The 17,261-nt window shown below is 71.0% G+C and carries 13 protein-coding genes; 8 read left to right on the top strand and 5 right to left on the bottom strand.

The window, feature by feature from the left end; translation table 11 throughout:
* From PSEJ31_RS0113870 to PSEJ31_RS0113855, 4 genes are all read left to right on the top strand, one after another.
* On the top strand, positions 1-533 hold a 533-nt coding region (locus PSEJ31_RS0113870; protein ID WP_028915804.1), incomplete at its 5' end, for a methyl-accepting chemotaxis protein.
* A 112-nt stretch (positions 534-645) separates the two neighbouring features.
* The gene (locus PSEJ31_RS0113865; protein WP_037035264.1) at positions 646-1,506 is read left to right on the top strand and encodes a CheR family methyltransferase; all 861 of its coding nucleotides are present in this window, start codon (positions 646-648) and stop codon (positions 1,504-1,506) included.
* Positions 1,503-2,096 carry a chemoreceptor glutamine deamidase CheD gene (cheD, locus tag PSEJ31_RS0113860; protein ID WP_026010371.1) on the top strand — a complete coding sequence of 198 codons (594 nt, stop codon included), beginning with the start codon at positions 1,503-1,505 and terminating at the stop codon, positions 2,094-2,096. Before PSEJ31_RS0113865 ends, cheD begins: the two co-directional genes overlap by 4 nt.
* Entirely contained in the window at positions 2,096-3,163 is a 1,068-nt protein-coding gene (locus PSEJ31_RS0113855) for a chemotaxis response regulator protein-glutamate methylesterase (protein ID WP_028915802.1), read from the top strand. The genes cheD and PSEJ31_RS0113855 overlap by 1 nt, the downstream gene beginning before the upstream one ends.
* Before the next feature lie 8 nt (positions 3,164-3,171).
* Here the strand turns inward: PSEJ31_RS0113855 and PSEJ31_RS0113850 are convergent, their stop codons facing one another.
* The 4 genes from PSEJ31_RS0113850 to PSEJ31_RS0113835 all read right to left on the bottom strand — a co-directional run bounded on the left by PSEJ31_RS0113850 (position 3,172) and on the right by PSEJ31_RS0113835 (position 10,686).
* Positions 3,172-4,083: a 5'-nucleotidase gene (locus PSEJ31_RS0113850; protein ID WP_026010372.1), complete on the bottom strand. Its 912-nt coding sequence runs from the start codon at positions 4,081-4,083 to the stop codon at positions 3,172-3,174.
* Positions 4,084-4,141: 58 nt separating this feature from the next.
* Positions 4,142-4,621: a hypothetical protein gene (locus tag PSEJ31_RS0113845; RefSeq protein ID WP_019397929.1), complete on the bottom strand. Its 480-nt coding sequence runs from the start codon at positions 4,619-4,621 to the stop codon at positions 4,142-4,144.
* Between the two features lie 100 nt (positions 4,622-4,721).
* On the bottom strand, positions 4,722-5,495 hold the full coding sequence (locus PSEJ31_RS0113840) for an NAD kinase (protein ID WP_019397930.1): 774 nt from the start codon (positions 5,493-5,495) through the stop codon (positions 4,722-4,724).
* 148 nt (positions 5,496-5,643) lie between these two features.
* The gene (locus PSEJ31_RS0113835; RefSeq protein ID WP_028915801.1) at positions 5,644-10,686 is read right to left on the bottom strand and encodes an NAD-glutamate dehydrogenase domain-containing protein; all 5,043 of its coding nucleotides are present in this window, start codon (positions 10,684-10,686) and stop codon (positions 5,644-5,646) included.
* A 122-nt stretch (positions 10,687-10,808) separates the two neighbouring features.
* Between PSEJ31_RS0113835 and PSEJ31_RS0113830 the strand changes: the two genes are divergently transcribed.
* From PSEJ31_RS0113830 to PSEJ31_RS0113820, 3 genes are read left to right on the top strand one after another with little or no spacing between them, the layout of a single operon-like run.
* Complete coding sequence (locus PSEJ31_RS0113830; protein ID WP_028915800.1) at positions 10,809-11,444, top strand: TetR/AcrR family transcriptional regulator; 636 nt, start codon at positions 10,809-10,811, stop codon at positions 11,442-11,444.
* A gap of 31 nt (positions 11,445-11,475) precedes the next feature.
* Positions 11,476-12,684 (top strand): efflux RND transporter periplasmic adaptor subunit, encoded by a 1,209-nt coding sequence (locus PSEJ31_RS0113825; RefSeq protein WP_019397933.1) that lies wholly within the window; start codon positions 11,476-11,478, stop codon positions 12,682-12,684.
* Positions 12,685-12,696: 12 nt separating this feature from the next.
* Positions 12,697-15,840 (top strand): multidrug efflux RND transporter permease subunit, encoded by a 3,144-nt coding sequence (locus PSEJ31_RS0113820; protein WP_028915799.1) that lies wholly within the window; start codon positions 12,697-12,699, stop codon positions 15,838-15,840.
* Positions 15,841-16,132: 292 nt separating this feature from the next.
* Here the strand turns inward: PSEJ31_RS0113820 and PSEJ31_RS0113815 are convergent, their stop codons facing one another.
* The gene (locus PSEJ31_RS0113815) at positions 16,133-16,744 is read right to left on the bottom strand and encodes a superoxide dismutase (RefSeq protein ID WP_019397935.1); all 612 of its coding nucleotides are present in this window, start codon (positions 16,742-16,744) and stop codon (positions 16,133-16,135) included.
* A 203-nt stretch (positions 16,745-16,947) separates the two neighbouring features.
* On the opposite strand from PSEJ31_RS0113815, the gene PSEJ31_RS0113810 reads away from it, so the two are divergent.
* The coding region (locus tag PSEJ31_RS0113810) for a ribonuclease domain-containing protein (protein ID WP_051403768.1) at positions 16,948-17,261 on the top strand (314 nt) is incomplete at its 3' end.

The raw sequence follows: 17,261 nt of genomic DNA, 5'->3' as shown, positions 1-17,261 counted from the left end.
CCGACATCCAGGCCGCCTCGCGCAAGATCGCCGACATCATCTCGGTGATCGACGGCATCGCCTTCCAGACCAACATCCTGGCGCTCAACGCCGCGGTGGAAGCGGCCCGCGCCGGCGAGCAGGGCCGTGGCTTCGCCGTGGTCGCCACCGAGGTGCGTTCGCTGGCCCAGCGCTCGGCCACCGCGGCCAAGGAGATCAAGCAGCTGATCGAGGACTCCACCGGCAAGGTCGCCGATGGCGCCCAGCTGGCCGAGCAGGCCGGCAAGACCATGGGCGAGATCGTGGCCTCGGTGCAGCGCGTGACCGACATCATGGCCGAGATCTCGGCCGCCTCGCAGGAGCAGGCGGCGGGCATCGAGCAGGTCAACCAGACCATCGTGCAGATGGACGAGACCACCCAGCAGAACGCGGCCCTGGTCGAGGANGCCTCCGCCGCGGCCCGCTCGATGGAGGANCAGGCCGCCGGCCTGGCCCAGGCCATCGCGGTGTTCAGGCTGGAGGATGCCCACCCCGCCACGCCGGCGGCCGCCTGAACAACCGGGACGGACGTCCGGGAAAGCCCCCCGCCCCTGGCGGGGGGCTTCATTCCAGGCGCCCCCGGCCGATAAAGGCAACAGCGGCACAGTGCCGGTTCCCCCGAACGACATGAGCGCCAACCACTTGCCCCCCCCCCCCGAGGAACAGCGCGATTTCGTCTTCACCGATCGCGACTTCCAACGCGTCCGCCGCATGATCCACGCCCGTGCCGGCATTGCCCTGGCCCCGGCCAAGCGCGACATGGTCTACGGCCGCCTTTCGCGGCGCCTGCGGGCGCTGGGCCTGGAGCAGTTCGGCACCTACCTGGACATGCTCGAGTCCGACCCGTCCGGGGACGAGTGGCAGTCCTTCACCAATGCCCTGACCACCAACCTCACCGCCTTCTTCCGCGAGCCGCACCACTTCGAGCACCTGCACGGCCAGCTGCAGGCGCTGGCCGCCGCCGGCGGCCCGGTCCGGCTCTGGTCGTGCGCCGCCTCCACCGGCGAGGAGCCCTACTCCATGGCGATCACCGCCTGCGAGGCCTTCGGCAGCATGACCCCGCCGGTGCGCATCCTGGCCACCGACATCGACACCCAGGTACTGGCCACCGCCCAGCGCGGCGTGTACCCGCTCGAGCGCATCGCCAACCTCGACGCCGATACCCGCCGCCGCTACTTCCAGCGCGGCACCGGCCCCAACGAGGGCCGCTGCCGGGTCCACCCGGCCCTGCAGGCGCTGGTCGAGTTCCGCCCCCTGAACCTGCTGGCGCCCCGCTACGACGTTGGTGGCAGCTTCGCCGCGATCTTCTGCCGCAACGTGATGATCTATTTCGACAAGGAGACCCAGCGCGGGGTGCTCTCGCGCCTGGTCGCCCACATGGATGCCGACAGCCTGCTCTATACCGGGCACTCGGAGAACTACCTGCACGCGGCCGACCTGATCCAGCCCTGCGGCCGCACCCTCTACCGCCGCACGGTGCGTGCATGAGCGTCGCCCTGGAATCCGATGGAGTGATGCGCTACCGGGACCCGCAGTTCCAGGTCCCGGCCGCCAAGCTGCTGCCCACCCAGTACCTGGTGGTGGACGACGGCACCGCGCTGGTGACCGTGCTCGGCTCCTGCGTGGCCGCCTGCATCCGCGATCCCCTGCTGAACCTGGGCGGCATGAACCACTTCCTGCTGCCGGACGGCAATACCGGCGACGGCGCCCCGGCGCGCTACGGCAGCTACGCCATGGAAGTGCTGATCAACGAACTGCTCAAGCGCGGCGCCAACCGCAAGCGCCTGGAAGCCAAGGTGTTCGGCGGGGCCAACGTGCTCAAGGGCTTCACCAGCAACCCGGTCGGCACCCGCAACGCCGACTTCGTGCTGTCCTACCTGGACGCCGAGCGCATCCCGGTGGTGGCCGAGGACCTGCGCGGCATCCACCCGCGCAAGGTCTGGTTCTTCCCGCAGACCGGCAAGGTCATCGTCAACCGCCTGCCGCACGCGCACGGCGCCGAGGTCGTGGCGGCCGAAACCGCGGTCCGTTCGCGCCTGTCGCGCACCCCGGTCAGCGGCGGCGTGGAGCTGTTCTGATGGCCATCCGCGTACTGGTGGTGGACGATTCGGCGGTCGTGCGCCAGGTCCTGTCCGAACTGCTGGCCGCCGACCCGGAGATCGAGGTCGTCGGCACCGCCGCCGACCCGTACCTGGCGCGCGAGAAGATCAAGCGCCTCAACCCCGACGTCATCACCCTGGACGTCGAGATGCCGCGCATGGACGGGCTGGCGTTCCTGGAGAACCTGATGCGGCTGCGGCCGATGCCGGTGGTGATGGTGTCCTCGCTCACCGAGCGCGGCGCCGACGTCACCCTGCAGGCGCTGGCCCTGGGCGCGGTGGACTTCGTCAGCAAGCCGAAACTGGGCGTGGCCCGCGGCCTGGAGGAATACGCCACCGAGATCGCCGCCAAGGTCAAGGGCGCGGCGCGTGCGCGGGTGCAGGCACTGGTGCGCCCGGCACAGCGCCTGGGGCCGGCGGCGCCGGCGCCGGCAGCGATGGCCGCGCGCTTCCGCACCACCGACCGCCTGATCGCGATCGGCGCCTCGGCCGGCGGCACCGAGGCGATCCGCGCGGTGCTGGAGCAGATGCCCCCGGACGCGCCGGCGATCGTGCTCACCCAGCACATCCCCGGCGGCTTCAGCCGCGCCTTCGTCGAGCGCCTGGACCGGCATTCGCCCATGCTGGTGCGCGAGGCCAGCGATGGTGAACTGGTGCTGCCCGGCCACGCCTACCTGCCGCCGGGCGACCACCACCTGCGCATCATCCGCGACGGCGCCCGCTGGCGGTGCCGGATCGACCACGGCCCGCCGGTCAACCGCCACCGCCCGGCGGTGGACGTGCTGTTCCGCTCGGTGGCGCAGAGCGCCGGCCCGAACGCGGTGGGCGCGATCCTCACCGGCATGGGCGACGACGGCGCCCGCGGCCTGCTGGAAATGCGCGAGGCCGGCGCCCCCACCCTGGTCCAGGACGAGGCCACCAGCGTGGTCTGGGGCATGCCCGGCGCCGCGGTGAAGCTCGGAGCGGCGGATGAGATCCTGCCGCTGGAGCGCATCCCCGCGCGCCTGCTGGAACTGGCCGGCAGCCACGCCCACGCCGGCGCCTGAGCCGGAGGCTAGCCTTCGACGTTGGCCACGCCGTGCGGCACGTGGCCGGCGGCCACGTGCATGCGGGCGCTGTCGATGTTGTGGCGCGAGTCGTCGAAGAAGATGTCGGCGCCGAACGCGGCCAGGAACGGCCCCTTGTCGCGCCCGCCCAGGAACAGCGCCTCGTCCAGGCGCACGCCCCACTCGCGCAGGGTGCGGATCACCCGCTCGTGCGCCGGCGCCGAGCGCGCGGTGACCAGCGCGGTGCGGATCGGCGCGTCCTCGCCCGGCGGGAACGCCGCCTGCAGCTCGTGCAACGCCGCCAGGAAGCCGCGGAACGGGCCGCCGGACAGCGGCTCGCGCGCGCGTTGCCGCTCGTGCAGGCCGAACGCCTCCACGCCCTGCTCGCGCGAGATGCGCTCGCTCTCGTCGCCGAAGATCACCGCGTCGCCGTCGAAGGCGATGCGCAGCTGGTCGCGCGAGGCGTTGGCCGCGCGTGCCGGCAGGATGGTCGCCGCGGCCACCCCGTGCTCCAGCGAGCGCCGCACCGACTCCGGGTTGGCCGACAGGAACAGGTTGGTGCCGAACGGCGCCACGTACGGCCAGGTCGGCTCGCCGGCGGTGAACACCGCGCGCACGATGCCCAGGCCGTAGTGCTGGATCGAGTTGAAGATCCGCAGCCCGGTGTCGGCGGAGTTGCGCGACAGCAGGATCACTTCCACCTGCGGCGCTCCCTCCGGCAGGCGCCGGTTGAGCGCCAGCAGCTTGCGCACCACCGGGAAGGCCACGCCCGGCTCGAGGATCTCGTCCTCCAGCCGGCGCTGGTATTCGGCGTAGGCCTCCAGGCCCTCGCGCTCGAACAGCGCGTGGCCCTCCTCCAGGTCGAACAGTGCCCGCGAGGTCACCGCCACGGTGAGTACGCGCGGGGCGTTGTCCTGGATATGGCGCTCGGGCAGGGTCATGCCCGGATTATGGCATCGCCGCGCCAACGCCGCCGGCTCAGGGCATGGCGCCGACCCGGAACTGCACCGGCGGGCCGCGCCAGCCATCGGCCGTGACCGCACGCAGCTCCAGCAGCAGGCGCAACGGCTGCTGCTCGGCCGGCGGGCCGTCGACCCAGGTCAGCTGGTGCTCGGTGCGGCGGCCGCGGATCGACGACGCCACCACCGGGCCCTGCGGCACCAGGCCTTCCGGCGCCTCGCCGCGCACGACCCGGTACTCGAAGCCGATGTCCTCCAGGTCGTAGTCGCCGCGCGGCCAGCGCAGCTTCACGGTGAGGAAGCCGAGCTGGTCGCACACCGCGCCGCCGCCCAGGCCGCGGGTGAAGGAGACTTCCTCCACTTCCGGCGCCGGCAGGTCGGCGGTGTCCACCAGGCTGCTCCTGGCGACGTGGAACGGCTTGAGGTTGGTGTCGAATGCACAGGCTGCCAGCGCCTGCACCGGCAGCGCGCACAGCAAGATCAGATACTGCAACTTCACGGGACCCCTCCCCTTCCGTTGAAGTTTCTCCGTCCTGGTTGTCATTCCCCGGCGGTGGCGCTCCCTCGGCCACCGCCACCGCGCGAACGCGGATCTGTCGTCATACCACGAATTGTTCGCTCAGGATACGTTCCTCCAGGTTGTGCTCCGGATCGAACAGCAGCGTCACGGTCCGGTCGCGCGACTCGCGGATCACCACCTCGACCACGTCGCGGGTCTCGTGCGAATCGGCGGTCACGCTCACCGGGCGCTTGTACGGATCGAGCACCTCGAACCGCACCTCGGTCTCGGCCTTGAGGATGGCGCCGCGCCAGCGCCGCGGGCGGAACGCCGCGATCGGCGTCAGTGCGATGGTCTGCGAGCCCAGCGGCAGGATCGGACCGTGCGCGGAGAAATTGTACGCAGTGCTGCCGGCGGGAGTGGCCACCATCACGCCGTCGCAGATCAGCTCGTCCAGCCGCTGCTGGCCGTTGAGGTCGATGCGGATGTGCGCCGCCTGCCGCGTCTGCCGCAGCAGCGAGACCTCGTTGTACGCCAGCGAGCCGACCGTGCTGCCGGATTCGGTCTGCGCCACCATCTCCAGCGGACGCAGGATCGCCGGCTCGGCCGCCGCCAGGCGCTCGAGCAGGCCCTCGGCGCGGTAGTGGTTCATCAGGAACCCGACCGTGCCCAGCTTCATCCCGTACACCGGCTTGCCCAGGCCGCCGTGGCGGTGGAGCGTCTGCAGCATGAAGCCATCGCCCCCCAGCGAGCAGATCACGTCGGCTTCCTGCACCGGGCAGGTGCCGTGCCGCTCGACCAGCGCGGCCAGCGCCTCCTGGGCGCCGGGCGCGGCGCTGGCGAGGAAGGCAATGCGGGGGTTGGGGGGGATCATCGGTAGCTCCGTCCGTTGGCCATCCATGCCAGGGGAGGATAACCGGCCTGCGCCTCCGCTGCGCCCGCGGTTGCCGCGGAAAGCAAACCGCGCAAGCTCCGCGGCGGGCGGCGACGCGAGGCCGCGCGCCCGCCACGGGCCGGGTGGCTCAGCCGGCGGCGGCCAGCTGGCCCAGCTTCTGCACGGCCACCGACAGGGTCGGATAGTCCAGCGTCTTCTGCGCCGACAGCTCCTCGAGCATGCCCAAGGTGAAGCGCAGCGAGGCGTCGTCGCGCTCCAGCCACTGCCGCACCTTGCCATCCGGATCGGACGCCGGCTGGGCCACGGCCTGGCCGGCGAGCACCCGGTGGTGCGCCGCCAGCGCATCGCGCATCACGCCGCGGGCCACCGCGTGCCAGCGCCCGTCCACGGCCAGGGCGTCGATCTGCTCGAACAGCCACGGCAGGCGCAGCGCCTCGCCCAGGCGGAAGTGCACGCGCGACACCTCCACCGGCTTGAGCCTGCGCTCGGCGGCCAGCTCGATGATGTCGAACGCCGGCTCCAGGTACGGCAGCTCGGCCAGCTGCTGCGCCAGCGCCGGGGGCATGCCCTTGTCCTTCCACTCCTGCAGCGCGGCCTCGTAGGCCGGGCGCTGCGAGGCCGGCAGCACCCCGGAGGCGGAGCGGATGTCGTTGAACGCGTCGTGGTAGCGCGCCACCGCCGCGGCGATGCTCGGCATCGGGCCGGGACGGTTGAGCAGCCAGCGCACGAACGAGCGCTGCAGGTTCCAGATCACCTGCAGGGCGTCGATCTGCGCGGCCTCCGGCAGCTTGCCGTCGAGCGCGTCGATCTGGTTCCACAGGCTGCGCGCGTCCAGCACCTCGCGGCTGATGGTGTAGGCCTTGGCCACGTCGGCCGCGCTGCGGCCGGTGTCCTCCTGCATGCGCAGCAGGAACGTCGCGCCCATCCGGTTGATGGTCTGGTTGGTCACCGCGGTGGCGATGATCTCGCGCTTCAGGCGGTGCTTCTCCATCAGCGGCGCGTACTTCTTCTGCAGCGGCTCGGGGAAGTAGCGCTGCAGCTCCTTGGACAGGTACGGGTCCTCGGGGATGTCCGAGTCCAGCATCTGCTGGAACGCGACCAGCTTGGCGTAGGACAGCAGCACCGCCAGCTCCGGGCGGGTCATGCCCTGGCCGCGGGCCTTGCGCGCCGCCAGCTCCGCGTCCGAGGGCAGGAACTCGATCTGGCGGTCGAGCAGGCCCTGCGCCTCGAGGGTGCGGATGAAGTGCTGCTTGGAGCCCAGGCGCCTGGCGCTCATCCGCTCCATCAGGCTGATGGCCTGGTTCTGGCGGTAGTTGTCGAACAGCACCAGGCGCGCGACCTCGTCGGTCATCGACGCCAGCAGCTTGTTGCGCGCGGCCATGGTCAGCGAGCCGTCGCGCACCGCGGCGTTGAGCAGGATCTTGATGTTCACCTCGTGGTCGGAGGTGTCCACGCCGGCGGAGTTGTCGATGAAGTCGGTGTTCAACAGCACGCCGTTCTGCGCCGCCTCGATGCGGCCCAGCTGGGTCATGCCCAGGTTGCCGCCCTCGCCCACCACCTTGCAGCGCAGCTCGTTGCCGTTGACGCGGATGGCGTTGTTGGCGCGGTCGCCGACGTCGGAGTGCTGCTCGCTGGAGGCCTTGACGTAGGTGCCGATGCCGCCGTTCCACAGCAGGTCCACCGGCGCGCGCAGGATCGCCTGCATCAGCTCCGCCGGCGACAGCGAGCGCACGTCGTCGGCCAGGCCCAGCGCGGCGCGCACCTGCGGGCTGATCTGGATCGATTTGGCGCTGCGCGGGTACACGCCGCCGCCCTTGCTGATCAGCTTGGCGTCGTAGTCGGCCCAGCTGGAGCGCGGCAGCTTGAACAGGCGCTCGCGCTCGGCGAAGGAGCGCGCCGGATCCGGGTCCGGGTCCAGGAAGATGTGGCGGTGGTCGAACGCGGCGACCAGGCGGATGTGCCGGGACAGCAGCATGCCGTTGCCGAACACGTCACCGGACATGTCGCCGATGCCGACGCAGGTGAAGTCCTCGCCCTGGCAATCACGGCCCAGGGCGCGGAAGTGGCGCTTGACCGACTCCCAGGCGCCGCGCGCGGTGATGCCCATGCCCTTGTGGTCGTAGCCGGCCGAGCCGCCGGAGGCGAACGCGTCGCCCAGCCAGAAGCCGTGGGCGATGGCCAGGCCATTGGCGATGTCGGAGAAGGTCGCCGTGCCCTTGTCGGCGGCCACCACCAGGTACGGGTCGTCCTGGTCGTGGCGGACCACGTCGCGCGGCGGCACGATCCTGCCGTCGACGATGTTGTCGGTGATGTCCAGCAGGCCTTGGATGAACAGCTTGTAGCAGGCCACGCCCTCGGCGAACCAGGCGTCGCGGTCGACCGCCGGGTCGGGCAGGCGCTTGGCGTAGAAGCCGCCCTTGGCGCCGACCGGCACGATCACCGTGTTCTTGACCATCTGCGCCTTGACCAGGCCCAGGACCTCGGTGCGGAAGTCCTCGCGGCGGTCGGACCAGCGCAGGCCGCCGCGCGCCACCGGGCCGAAGCGCAGGTGCACGCCTTCCACGCGCGGGCCGTACACGAAGATCTCGCGGTACGGGCGCGGCTTGGGCAGCTCGGGGATCAGCGCCGGGTCGAACTTGAAGCTGATGGTCTCGGCCGGCTGGCCGTCGGCGTTGCGCTGGTAGTAGCTGGTGCGCAGGGTGGCGTCGATGACGTCGATGAAGCTGCGCAGGATGCGGTCGTCATCGAGGCTGTCGACGCGGTCCAGCAGCTTCAGCAGCGCCTCGCGCACCGCCGCCGCGCGCGCGGCACGGTCGCCGGCGAACGCATCCACCACCTCCTGCAGCACGCGCACCGTGGCCTCGTCGCCGCGCGCCAGCGGGCGCAGGCCGTCGGCCAGGCGCTGCTGCGCGGCGCGCAGCTGGGCCGGGGTCGGGTTGCCCGGCTCGAAGCGGGCCTGGAACAGCTCCACCAGCAGGCGCGCCAGCAGCGGGTAGCGGCCCAGGGTCTGCTCGACCGAGCCCTGCGAGAACGGCACGCCGGTCTGCAGCAGGTACTTCCAGTAGCCGCGCAGCAGCGCGACCTGGCGCCAGTCGAGCCCGGCCGCCAGCACCAGGCGGTTGAAGCCGTCGTTCTCGGCGCGGCCGGACCAGATCGCGGCGAAGGCCTGCTCGAACTCGCGCGCCAGCGCGCCGGCCTGGGCGGCGTCGGCCTGGGCCTCGACCTCGAAGTCCTGGATGTAGATCGGCTGGCTGCCGCCGCCGGGCAGGCAGGCCTGCAGCCGGTACGGGTGCTCGGAGATGACCCGCAGGCCCATGTTCTCCATCAGCGGCAGCACGTCCGACAGCGGGATGTCGTCGTGCTGCCGGTACAGCTTCAGGCGCAGGCCGGCACCGCCCTCGCGCGGGGCCGAGTGCAGGCTCAGGCGCAGGTCCTCCGGGCCGGCGAGCGCGGCCAGCTGTTCGACGTCGTTGGCCGCCAGCTCGGGCGAGACGTCCTCGATGTAGCCGGCCGGCAGGGCGCGGCCGTAGCTGGCCGCCAGGCGCAGGCCCTCGACCTCGCCGTGGCGGGCGATCAGCAGCTCGCGCAGGTCGTCCTGCCAGTTGCGCAGCAGGTGCGCCAGGCGGCGCTCCAGTTCGGCGATGTCCAGGTCCACCACCTCGCCGGCCTTGGGCCGCACGATCAGGTGCAGCTGGGCCAGCGGCGACTCGCCCAGGACCACGCTGGAATCCACGTGCTCGCCGTGCAGCGCCTCGCGCAGCATGGCCTCGATGCGCAGGCGCACGTCGGTGTTGAAGCGCTCGCGCGGGATGTACACCAGCGCGGAGAAGAAGCGGCCGTAGCGGTCGCGGCGCAGGAACAGGCGGCTGCGCACCCGCTCCTGCAGGCTCAGCACGCCGGTGGCGGTGCGGAACAGCTCCTCCGGGCTGGCCTGGAACAGCTCCTCGCGCGGCAGGGTCTCGAGGATGTGGCGCAGGGCCTTGCCGCTGTGGCTGTTCGGCGCCAGGCCGGACTTGCGCATCACGTACTCGTGGCGCTCGCGCACCAGCGGGATCTCCCACGGGCGGCGGTTGTAGGCGCTGGAGGTGTACAGGCCGAGGAAACGCTGCTCGCCGACGATGCGGCCGCCGGCGTCGAACTCCAGCACGCCGATGTAGTCCATGTAGCCCTTGCGGTGCAGGCGCGAGCGGGCGTTGGTCTTGGTCAGGATCAGCGGCTCGACCGCGGCGCCGGACTCGCTGAGGCCGTGCGCGGCCAGGGTGCGCACCGGGCGCGGCGCGGAGCTGTCGCGGCCGCGCATCAGGCCCAGTCCGGTGCCCTCCACCGGGGCCAGCACGTCCTCGCCGCCCTGGCGCAGCACGCGGTACTCGCGGTAGCCGAACAGGATGAAGTGGTCGTTGGCGGCCCAGCGCAGGAACTCCTGCGCCTCGCGGCGGTTGGCGTCGTCCACCGGCATGCGCCGGGTGGCCAGGTCGTCGGCCAGGGTCTGCATGCGGTCGCGCATCAGGCCCCAGTCGGCCACCACCGCGCGCACTTCGGCCAGCACCTGGGCCACGCGCTGCTCGATCGCGCCCATGGCTTCCGGCGGCTGGCGGTCGATCTCCAGCAGCATCAGCGACTCGGGCTTGCCCTCGCCCACCTTGACCAGCTTGCCGGCGCGGTCGCGCTCGATCCGCACCAGCGGATGGCCCAGCACGTGCACCGACACGCCCATGTCGGCCAGGGCCATGCTCACCGAGTCGACCAGGAACGGCATGTCGTCGTTGACGATCTGCAGCACGGTGTACGGCGATTCCCAGCCATTGGCCTTCCGGGTCGGGTTGAACACCCGCACGTTGGCGGTGCCCGGCTTGCGCTTGCGCGCGAACTCGAGCATGTCGGCGCCGATCGCGGCCCAGCCCTGCGGGTCGTGCTGCGGGAACTCGTCCTCCTCCATGCGGCGGTAGAACGCCGCCAGGAACTCGCGCAGTTCTGCCTGGCGCGCGGCCGGCACCAGCTTGCGCGAGGCGGCGAACACCGGTTCCAGCGAGAACGCGGGCGCCTGGGCCGCTGCCGTGGCGGCGGGCTGCGCCGGCTTGGTGGCCTTGGCGGCCTTCGCGGGCGCGGCAACGGACTTGCGGTTCGGGGATTTGGCAGGTTTGGCAGCCTTGGACGAAGGCTTGGGTGTCATGGCGGATGCGCCGTGGTTGAAAGGTGGCGCGATTGTATCCCTTGCAACCGACAAAGCCGTGACGCACAGCGGCAAAAACGGCGCTTTTCATTTAATGAACTGGACGGTATAGTCCACTCCGCATGCACGCCGCCACACCATCCGCCGCCGCCGGAGGCCCGCCCGACGACGCCCGCCACCAGCGGGTGCGCGATGCCGTGCGCGCCCTGGTGGCCGAACACGGCGTGAACGTGAGCATGGACGCGATCGCCGCGCGCGCCGGCTGCTCCAAGCAGACCCTGTACGCGCGCTACGGTTCCAAGCAGGCGCTGATGCACCAGGTGGCGCGCGAGGGCATGGCCGCGACCGGCCTGCCGCAGGCGCCCACCGCCGCCACCCTGCGCCGGGCCCTGCTCGACTTCGCCGAGGCCCACCTGGCCCACCTCTCCGAGCCGCGCACCCTGGGCACCGCCCGGCTGGTGACCGCCCAGGCCCAGGAGTTCCCGGAGGAAGTCGCCGCCATGTACCAGAACTACGCCGGGGCCCTGCTCGACCGCCTCGGCGGCTGGCTGCAGCAGGCCATGCGCCGGGGATTGCTGAGACATGACGATCCGCACTGCGCGGCCGAGCTGTTGCTGGGCATGATCGTCGGCCTGGATTTCGACCGGCAGCGCCATCTCGTGCCCCACCGCGACACCCCCGAGGCGCGCGCCCAGTGGGCCGCGTTCGCCGTCGACAGTTTCCTGCGCGCCTTCGCGCCGCCCCCATTCCGAACCTGAAACACTCCACCCCATACTCCGGAGCCATCCAATGACGATGTACCGCCCCCTGCTCCTGGCCTGCAGCCTGCTGGCCCTGGCCGCATGCTCGCAAGAACAGGCCGTCGCGCCGCCACCGCCCGAGGTCGGCGTGATCGAGGTCCAGCCGCAGACCGTGCCGCTGCAGCGCGAGCTGGTCGGCCGCCTGTCGCCGTACCGCTCCGCCGACGTGCGCGCGCGCGTGCCCGGCGTGCTGCTCAAGCGCCTCTACCAGGAAGGCAGCGACGTCAAGGAAGGCCAGGCCCTGTTCCAGATCGACCCGGCGCCGCTGCAGGCGCAGCTGGGCGTGGCCCGCGGCGAGCTGGCCCGTGCCGAGGCCAGCTACGCCAATGCCCACGCCAGCGCCGAGCGCGCCCGCCAGCTGGCCCCGCAGAACTTCGTCTCGCAGAACGACCTGGACAACGCCATCGCCGCCGAGCGCAGCGCCGCCGCCGCGGTCGAGGCCGCCCGCGCCGCCGTGCGCACCGCCGAGATCAACCTCGGCTACGCCCGCGTGACCTCGCCGATCCCCGGCCGCGCCGGCAAGCAGCAGGTGACCGAGGGCGCCCTGGTCGGCCAGGGCGAGGCCACCCTGCTGACCACCGTGGACCAGCTGGACCCGCTGTACGCCAACTTCTCGATCAGCTCGACCGAGCTGGAGCGCCTGCGCACCTCGGCCAACGTGTCGCTGGCCGGCGCCGGCAAGTCGACCGTGCAGGTGCTGCTGCCGGGCGGCCGCACCTACGACCAGGCCGGCACCCTGGACTTCTCCGACACCACGGTCGACCCGGCCACCGGCGCGGTGTCGCTGCGCGCGGTCATTCCCAACCCGGACAAGACCCTGCTGCCGGGCAGCTTCGTGACCCTCAAGGCCAACCTGGGCCAGGTCGCCGGCGTGTTCATGGTGCCGCAGGCCGCGGTGCTGCGCGACGCCAACGGCGCCTACGTGATGACCGCCAACGACGAGGGCGCGGTCTCGCGCAAGAACGTCGAGGCCAGCGTCGCCGAGGGCGGCAACTGGCTGGTCACCTCCGGCCTGGAGGCCGGCGACAAGGTGATCGTGTCCGGCGTGCAGAAGGTGCGCGAGGGCGCCACCGTGAAGGCCACCCCGTGGCAGCCGGGCCAGGACGCCGCCGGCAACGGCCAGCCGGCGCCGGCGCAGGCCCCCGCCGGCGAAGCCGCGGCCGACGACGCGGCCGCCGAAGCGCAGCCGGCCGAGTAAGGACTTCCCCCAATGCCCAAGTTCTTCATCAACCACCCGGTCTTCGCCTGGGTCGTTGCGATCCTGATCTCGCTCGCGGGCGTGATCTCGATCCTCGGCCTCGGCGTGGAGTCCTACCCCAACATCGCCCCGCCGCAGGTGACGGTCAGCGCGACCTACCCCGGCGCCAGCGCCGAGACGGTGGAGAAGGCGGTCACCCAGGTGATCGAGCAGCAGCTGACCGGCATCGACCACCTGCTGTACTTCAGTTCCTCCTCCAGCGCCACCGGCCGCGCCAGCATCACCCTGACCTTCGAGACCGGCACCGACCCCGACATCGCCCAGGTCCAGGTGCAGAACAAGGTCTCCCTGGCGACCCCGCGCCTGCCCAGCGAGGTGACCCAGCAGGGCGTGGTCGTGGCCAAGGCCAACGCCGGCTTCCTGATGGTGGTCGGCCTGATCTCCGACAACCCGGCGGTCGACCGCAACGCCCTGAACGACCTCAACGGCTCGCGCGTGATCGACCAGATCTCGCGCATCCCCGGTGTCGGCAGCGTGCAGCAGTTCGGCGCCGAGTACGCGATGAACATCTGGCTCGACCCGGAGAAGCTGCAGGGCTACGGCCTGTCGGCGACCCAGGTGCTGGCCGCCGTGCGCGCCCAGAACGTGCAGTTCGCGGCCGGCTCGGTCGGCTCCGACCCTGCGCCCGAGGGCCAGGCGTTCACCGCCACGGTCTCGGCCGAGAGCCGCTTCAGCTCGCCGGAGCAGTTCGAGGAGATCATCCTGCGCGCCGACGCCGACGGCACCACCGTGCGCCTGAAGGACGTGGCGCGCGTGGCCTTCGGCCCGGGCGCCTACGGCTTCGACACCCGCTACAACGGCAAGCCGATCGGCGCCTTCGCGATCCAGCTGCTGCCCGGCGCCAACGCCCTGAACGTGGCCGACGCGGTGCGCGCGAAGATGGACGAGCTGCAGGCCACCTTCCCGGCCGGCGTCACCTGGATCTCGCCGTACGACTCCACCACCTTCGTCAAGATCTCGATCAAGGAGGTCGTCAAGACCCTGTTCGAGGCGGTGGTGCTGGTGTTCCTGGTGATGCTGATCTTCCTGCAGAACATCCGCGCCACCATCATCCCGACCCTGGTCATCCCGGTGGCCCTGCTGGGCACCTTCGTCGGCCTGTCGGTGATCGGCTTCACCATCAACCAGCTGACCCTGTTCGCCCTGGTGCTGTCGATCGGCATCGTGGTCGACGACGCCATCGTGGTGATCGAGAACGTCGAGCGCATCATGACCGAGGAGGGGCTGCCGCCCCACGAGGCCACGGTCAAGGCGATGGGCCAGATCACCGGCGCGGTGGTGGCCATCACCGTGGTCCTGGCCGCGGTGTTCGTGCCCTCGGCGCTGCAGGGCGGCGCGGCCGGCGAGATCTACAAGCAGTTCGCGCTGACCATCGCCATCGCCATGGGCTTCTCCGCGTTCCTGGCGCTGGGCTTCACCCCGGCGCTGTGCGCGACCTTCCTCAAGCCCAGCCACCACGCCAACTCCAACTGGGTGTTCCGCACCTTCAACAAGTACTACGAGCGGATCAGCAAGACCTACGTCGGCCACATCGGCAGCGCGGTCAAGCACGCCCCGCGCTGGATGATCCTGTTCGTGGTGCTGGCGGTGCTGTGCGGCTTCAGCCTCTCGCGCATGCCCGGCAGCTTCCTGCCCGAGGAGGACCAGGGCTATGCGCTGGCCATCGTCCAGCTGCCGCCGGGCGCCAGCCTGCAGCGCACCCAGGGCGTGTTCCAGCAGATGCGCGAGCGCCTGGAAGGGCTCGAGGGCTTCGAGAGCATGCTGCAGGTGGCCGGCTTCAGCTTCATCGGCCAGGGCGAGAACGTGGGCATGGGCTTCATCAAGCTCAAGCCCTGGGACGAGCGCAAGCTGACCGCGCCGGAGTTCATCCAGCAGGCCAACGGCGCCCTGTTCGGGATCAAGGAGGCCACCATCTTCGTGGTCAACCTGCCGACCGTGCAGGGCCTGGGCCAGTTCGGCGGCTTCGACATGTGGCTGCAGGACCGCACCGGCCAGGGCCAGGCCGCGCTCACCCAGGCACGCAACATGCTGCTGGGCGCCGCCTCGCAGAACCCCGGCCTGATGGGCGTGCGCCCGAACGGCCTGGAGGACGCCCCGCAGCTGCAGCTGAAGGTCGACCGCGTGCAGGCGCAGGCCATGGGCCTGCAGGTCGGCGACATCTACAACGCCATCAGCCTGATGCTGGCGCCGGTGTACGCCAACGACTTCTTCTACGAAGGCCGCATCAAGCGCGTGAACCTGCGCGCCGACGCCCCGTACCGCACCGGCGCCGAGTCGCTGGCCCACTACTACACGCCCAACGCCGAGGGCGGGATGATCCCGCTGTCGACCGTGGTCGATGCCAAGTGGGCCACCAACCCGCCGTCGCTGAACCGCTACAACGGCTACGCCGCGGTCAACATCGTCGGCTCGCCGGCCCCGGGCCACAGCTCGGGCGAGGCCATGGCGATCATGGAAGGCATCGTCAACAACGACCTGCCGCCGGGCTTCGGCTTCGACTGGTCCGGCATGTCCTACCAGGAGATCCTGGCCGGCAACACCGCGACCCTGCTGCTGGTGCTGTCGATCGTGGTGGTGTTCCTGTGCCTGGCCGCGCTGTACGAGAGCTGGTCGATCCCGGTGGCGGTGCTGCTGGTCGTCCCGCTGGGCGTGCTGGGCGCGGTGCTGCTGAGCCTGGCCCGCGGCCTGCCCAACGACATCTTCTTCAAGATCGGCCTGATCACGATCATTGGTCTTGCGGCCAAGAACGCGATCCTGATCGTGGAGTTCGCGGTGGAACAGCGTGCGGCCGGCAAGACCCTGCGCGACGCCACCGTGGAGGCGGCCCGCCTGCGCTTCCGCCCGATCCTGATGACCTCGTTCGCGTTCATCATGGGCGTGGTGCCGATGGCCCTGTCCACCGGCGCCGGCGCCAACGCCCGCCACGCCATCGGCACCGGCGTGATCGGCGGCATGCTGTTCGCCACCTTCCTCGGCCTGCTGATGATCCCGGTGTTCTTCGTGGTCGTCCGCCGCGTGCTTGGCGACAAGCTCGACGAGCCGTCGAAGGAATACCTGGAGAAGCAGCAGCGCGAAGGCACCGCGATCACGCAGTAAGCCGTCGCCGCAAGCGCCAGCCTGGAAGCCCCGGCCCCTGCCGGGGCTTCTTTTTGCGCGCAGCCCGGACAAGGCTGAAGGCCGCATCCGGGGTGGCCACTACCTTGGGATGCCCCCGCGTATGCGCACGCGCAAGGTCGAAGCGCGTGGCGGAGTCGCCGCGAGCTCTGGCGTTGCAGCGGCGCGGTGCGTCCCGCTTGCCCGGGCTACGCGCCCGATCGGGAGATGAGCCAAAGAAAAACGCCCCGGCATGGCCGGGGCGTTCTCGCGGGACCGAAGGAAGCCGGGAGGCTTACTTGATCGCCTCCTGGTAGCGGCGCTCGACCTCGTCCCAGTTGACCACGTTGTAGAACGCGCCGATGTAGTCCGGGCGGCGGTTCTGGTACTTCAGGTAGTAGGCGTGCTCCCACACGTCCAGGCCCAGGATCGGGGTGTTGCCGTCCATCAGCGGGCTGTCCTGGTTGGCCGAGGATTCGACCACCAGCTTCTTGTCCGGGGTGACGCTCAGCCAGGCCCAGCCGCTGCCGAAACGGGTCAGCGCCGCCTTGGTGAAGGCTTCCTTGAACTTCTCGAAGCCGCCCAGCTCCTTCTCGATGGCCTCGCCCACCTTGCCCTTGGGCTGGCCGCCGCCATTGGGCGACATCACCGTCCAGAACAGGCTGTGGTTGGCATGGCCGCCGCCGTTGTTGCGCACCACGCCCTGCAGGTTCTCCGGCAGCGACTTGGTCTTCTTCACCAGCTCCTCGACCGGCAGGTCGGCGTACTCGGTGCCTTCCAGCGCGGCGTTGACGTTGTTGATGTACGTCTGGTGGTGCTTGGTGTGGTGGATCTTCATCGTCTCCGTATCGATGTGAGGCTCCAGCGCATCGTAGGCATACGGCAGCTCGGGAAGGGTGTAGGCCATGTTGGTCTCCTTGATGGCGTGCCCGGAAAGTCGGGCGGCCCCGACAGTGTAGGGATGCCGGCGCGGGCAACCAAGGTCCGCGGAGTGAAAAGCCGGCGTTCCGCCGGTGGAAAACGCCGCGACCGCGGCATTGCGTGAAGCGCGCGCGAACGAAGCGTGCAGGCCGCGCCCATCCCGCGCGTGCCAACCGCATACTGGCAGGCATGTCCGCTTCGCGCCGCGCCCCCCTGACCCGCACCCTGCCCCTGCTGGCGGCGGCCCTGCTGCTGGCCGGGCTGGCCTGGCTGCAGCGCCCCGGACCGGAGCAGGTCGTGCCTCCCCCTGCGCCAGCAGCCGCCTCCGCGCAGGCCGTGCCAACCACGCTGCCGGCGTTCCTGCCGGCGGAAGCCGGCCCGGTGGTCGCGTCCATCCGGCAGGGCGGCCCGTTCCCGCACCGCCAGGACGGCAGCGTGTTCGCCAACCGCGAAGGCCGGTTGCCGCCGCGCCCGCGCGGCCACTACCGCGAGTACACCGTGCC

Source organism: Pseudoxanthomonas sp. J31, assembly GCF_000510725.1.
Classification (GTDB): Bacteria; Pseudomonadota; Gammaproteobacteria; order Xanthomonadales; family Xanthomonadaceae; genus Pseudoxanthomonas.
The sequence above is the reverse complement of the archived record's forward strand: the minus strand, read 5'-3'. Positions and strand labels throughout refer to the sequence as shown.

What these genes read in the sequence shown, in the direction of transcription:
- PSEJ31_RS0113865 (WP_037035264.1), top strand. Translation starts at nt 646, where the DNA reads ATGAGCGCCAACCACTTGCCCCCCCCCCCCGAGGAACAGCGCGATTTC.
- cheD (WP_026010371.1), top strand. Translation starts at nt 1,503, where the DNA reads ATGAGCGTCGCCCTGGAATCCGATGGAGTGATGCGCTACCGGGACCCG.
- PSEJ31_RS0113855 (WP_028915802.1), top strand. Translation starts at nt 2,096, where the DNA reads ATGGCCATCCGCGTACTGGTGGTGGACGATTCGGCGGTCGTGCGCCAG.
- PSEJ31_RS0113840 (WP_019397930.1), bottom strand. Translation starts at nt 5,495, where the DNA reads ATGATCCCCCCCAACCCCCGCATTGCCTTCCTCGCCAGCGCCGCGCCC.
- PSEJ31_RS0113835 (WP_028915801.1), bottom strand. Translation starts at nt 10,686, where the DNA reads ATGACACCCAAGCCTTCGTCCAAGGCTGCCAAACCTGCCAAATCCCCG.
- PSEJ31_RS0113830 (WP_028915800.1), top strand. Translation starts at nt 10,809, where the DNA reads ATGCACGCCGCCACACCATCCGCCGCCGCCGGAGGCCCGCCCGACGAC.
- PSEJ31_RS0113825 (WP_019397933.1), top strand. Translation starts at nt 11,476, where the DNA reads ATGACGATGTACCGCCCCCTGCTCCTGGCCTGCAGCCTGCTGGCCCTG.
- PSEJ31_RS0113820 (WP_028915799.1), top strand. Translation starts at nt 12,697, where the DNA reads ATGCCCAAGTTCTTCATCAACCACCCGGTCTTCGCCTGGGTCGTTGCG.
- PSEJ31_RS0113815 (WP_019397935.1), bottom strand. Translation starts at nt 16,744, where the DNA reads ATGGCCTACACCCTTCCCGAGCTGCCGTATGCCTACGATGCGCTGGAG.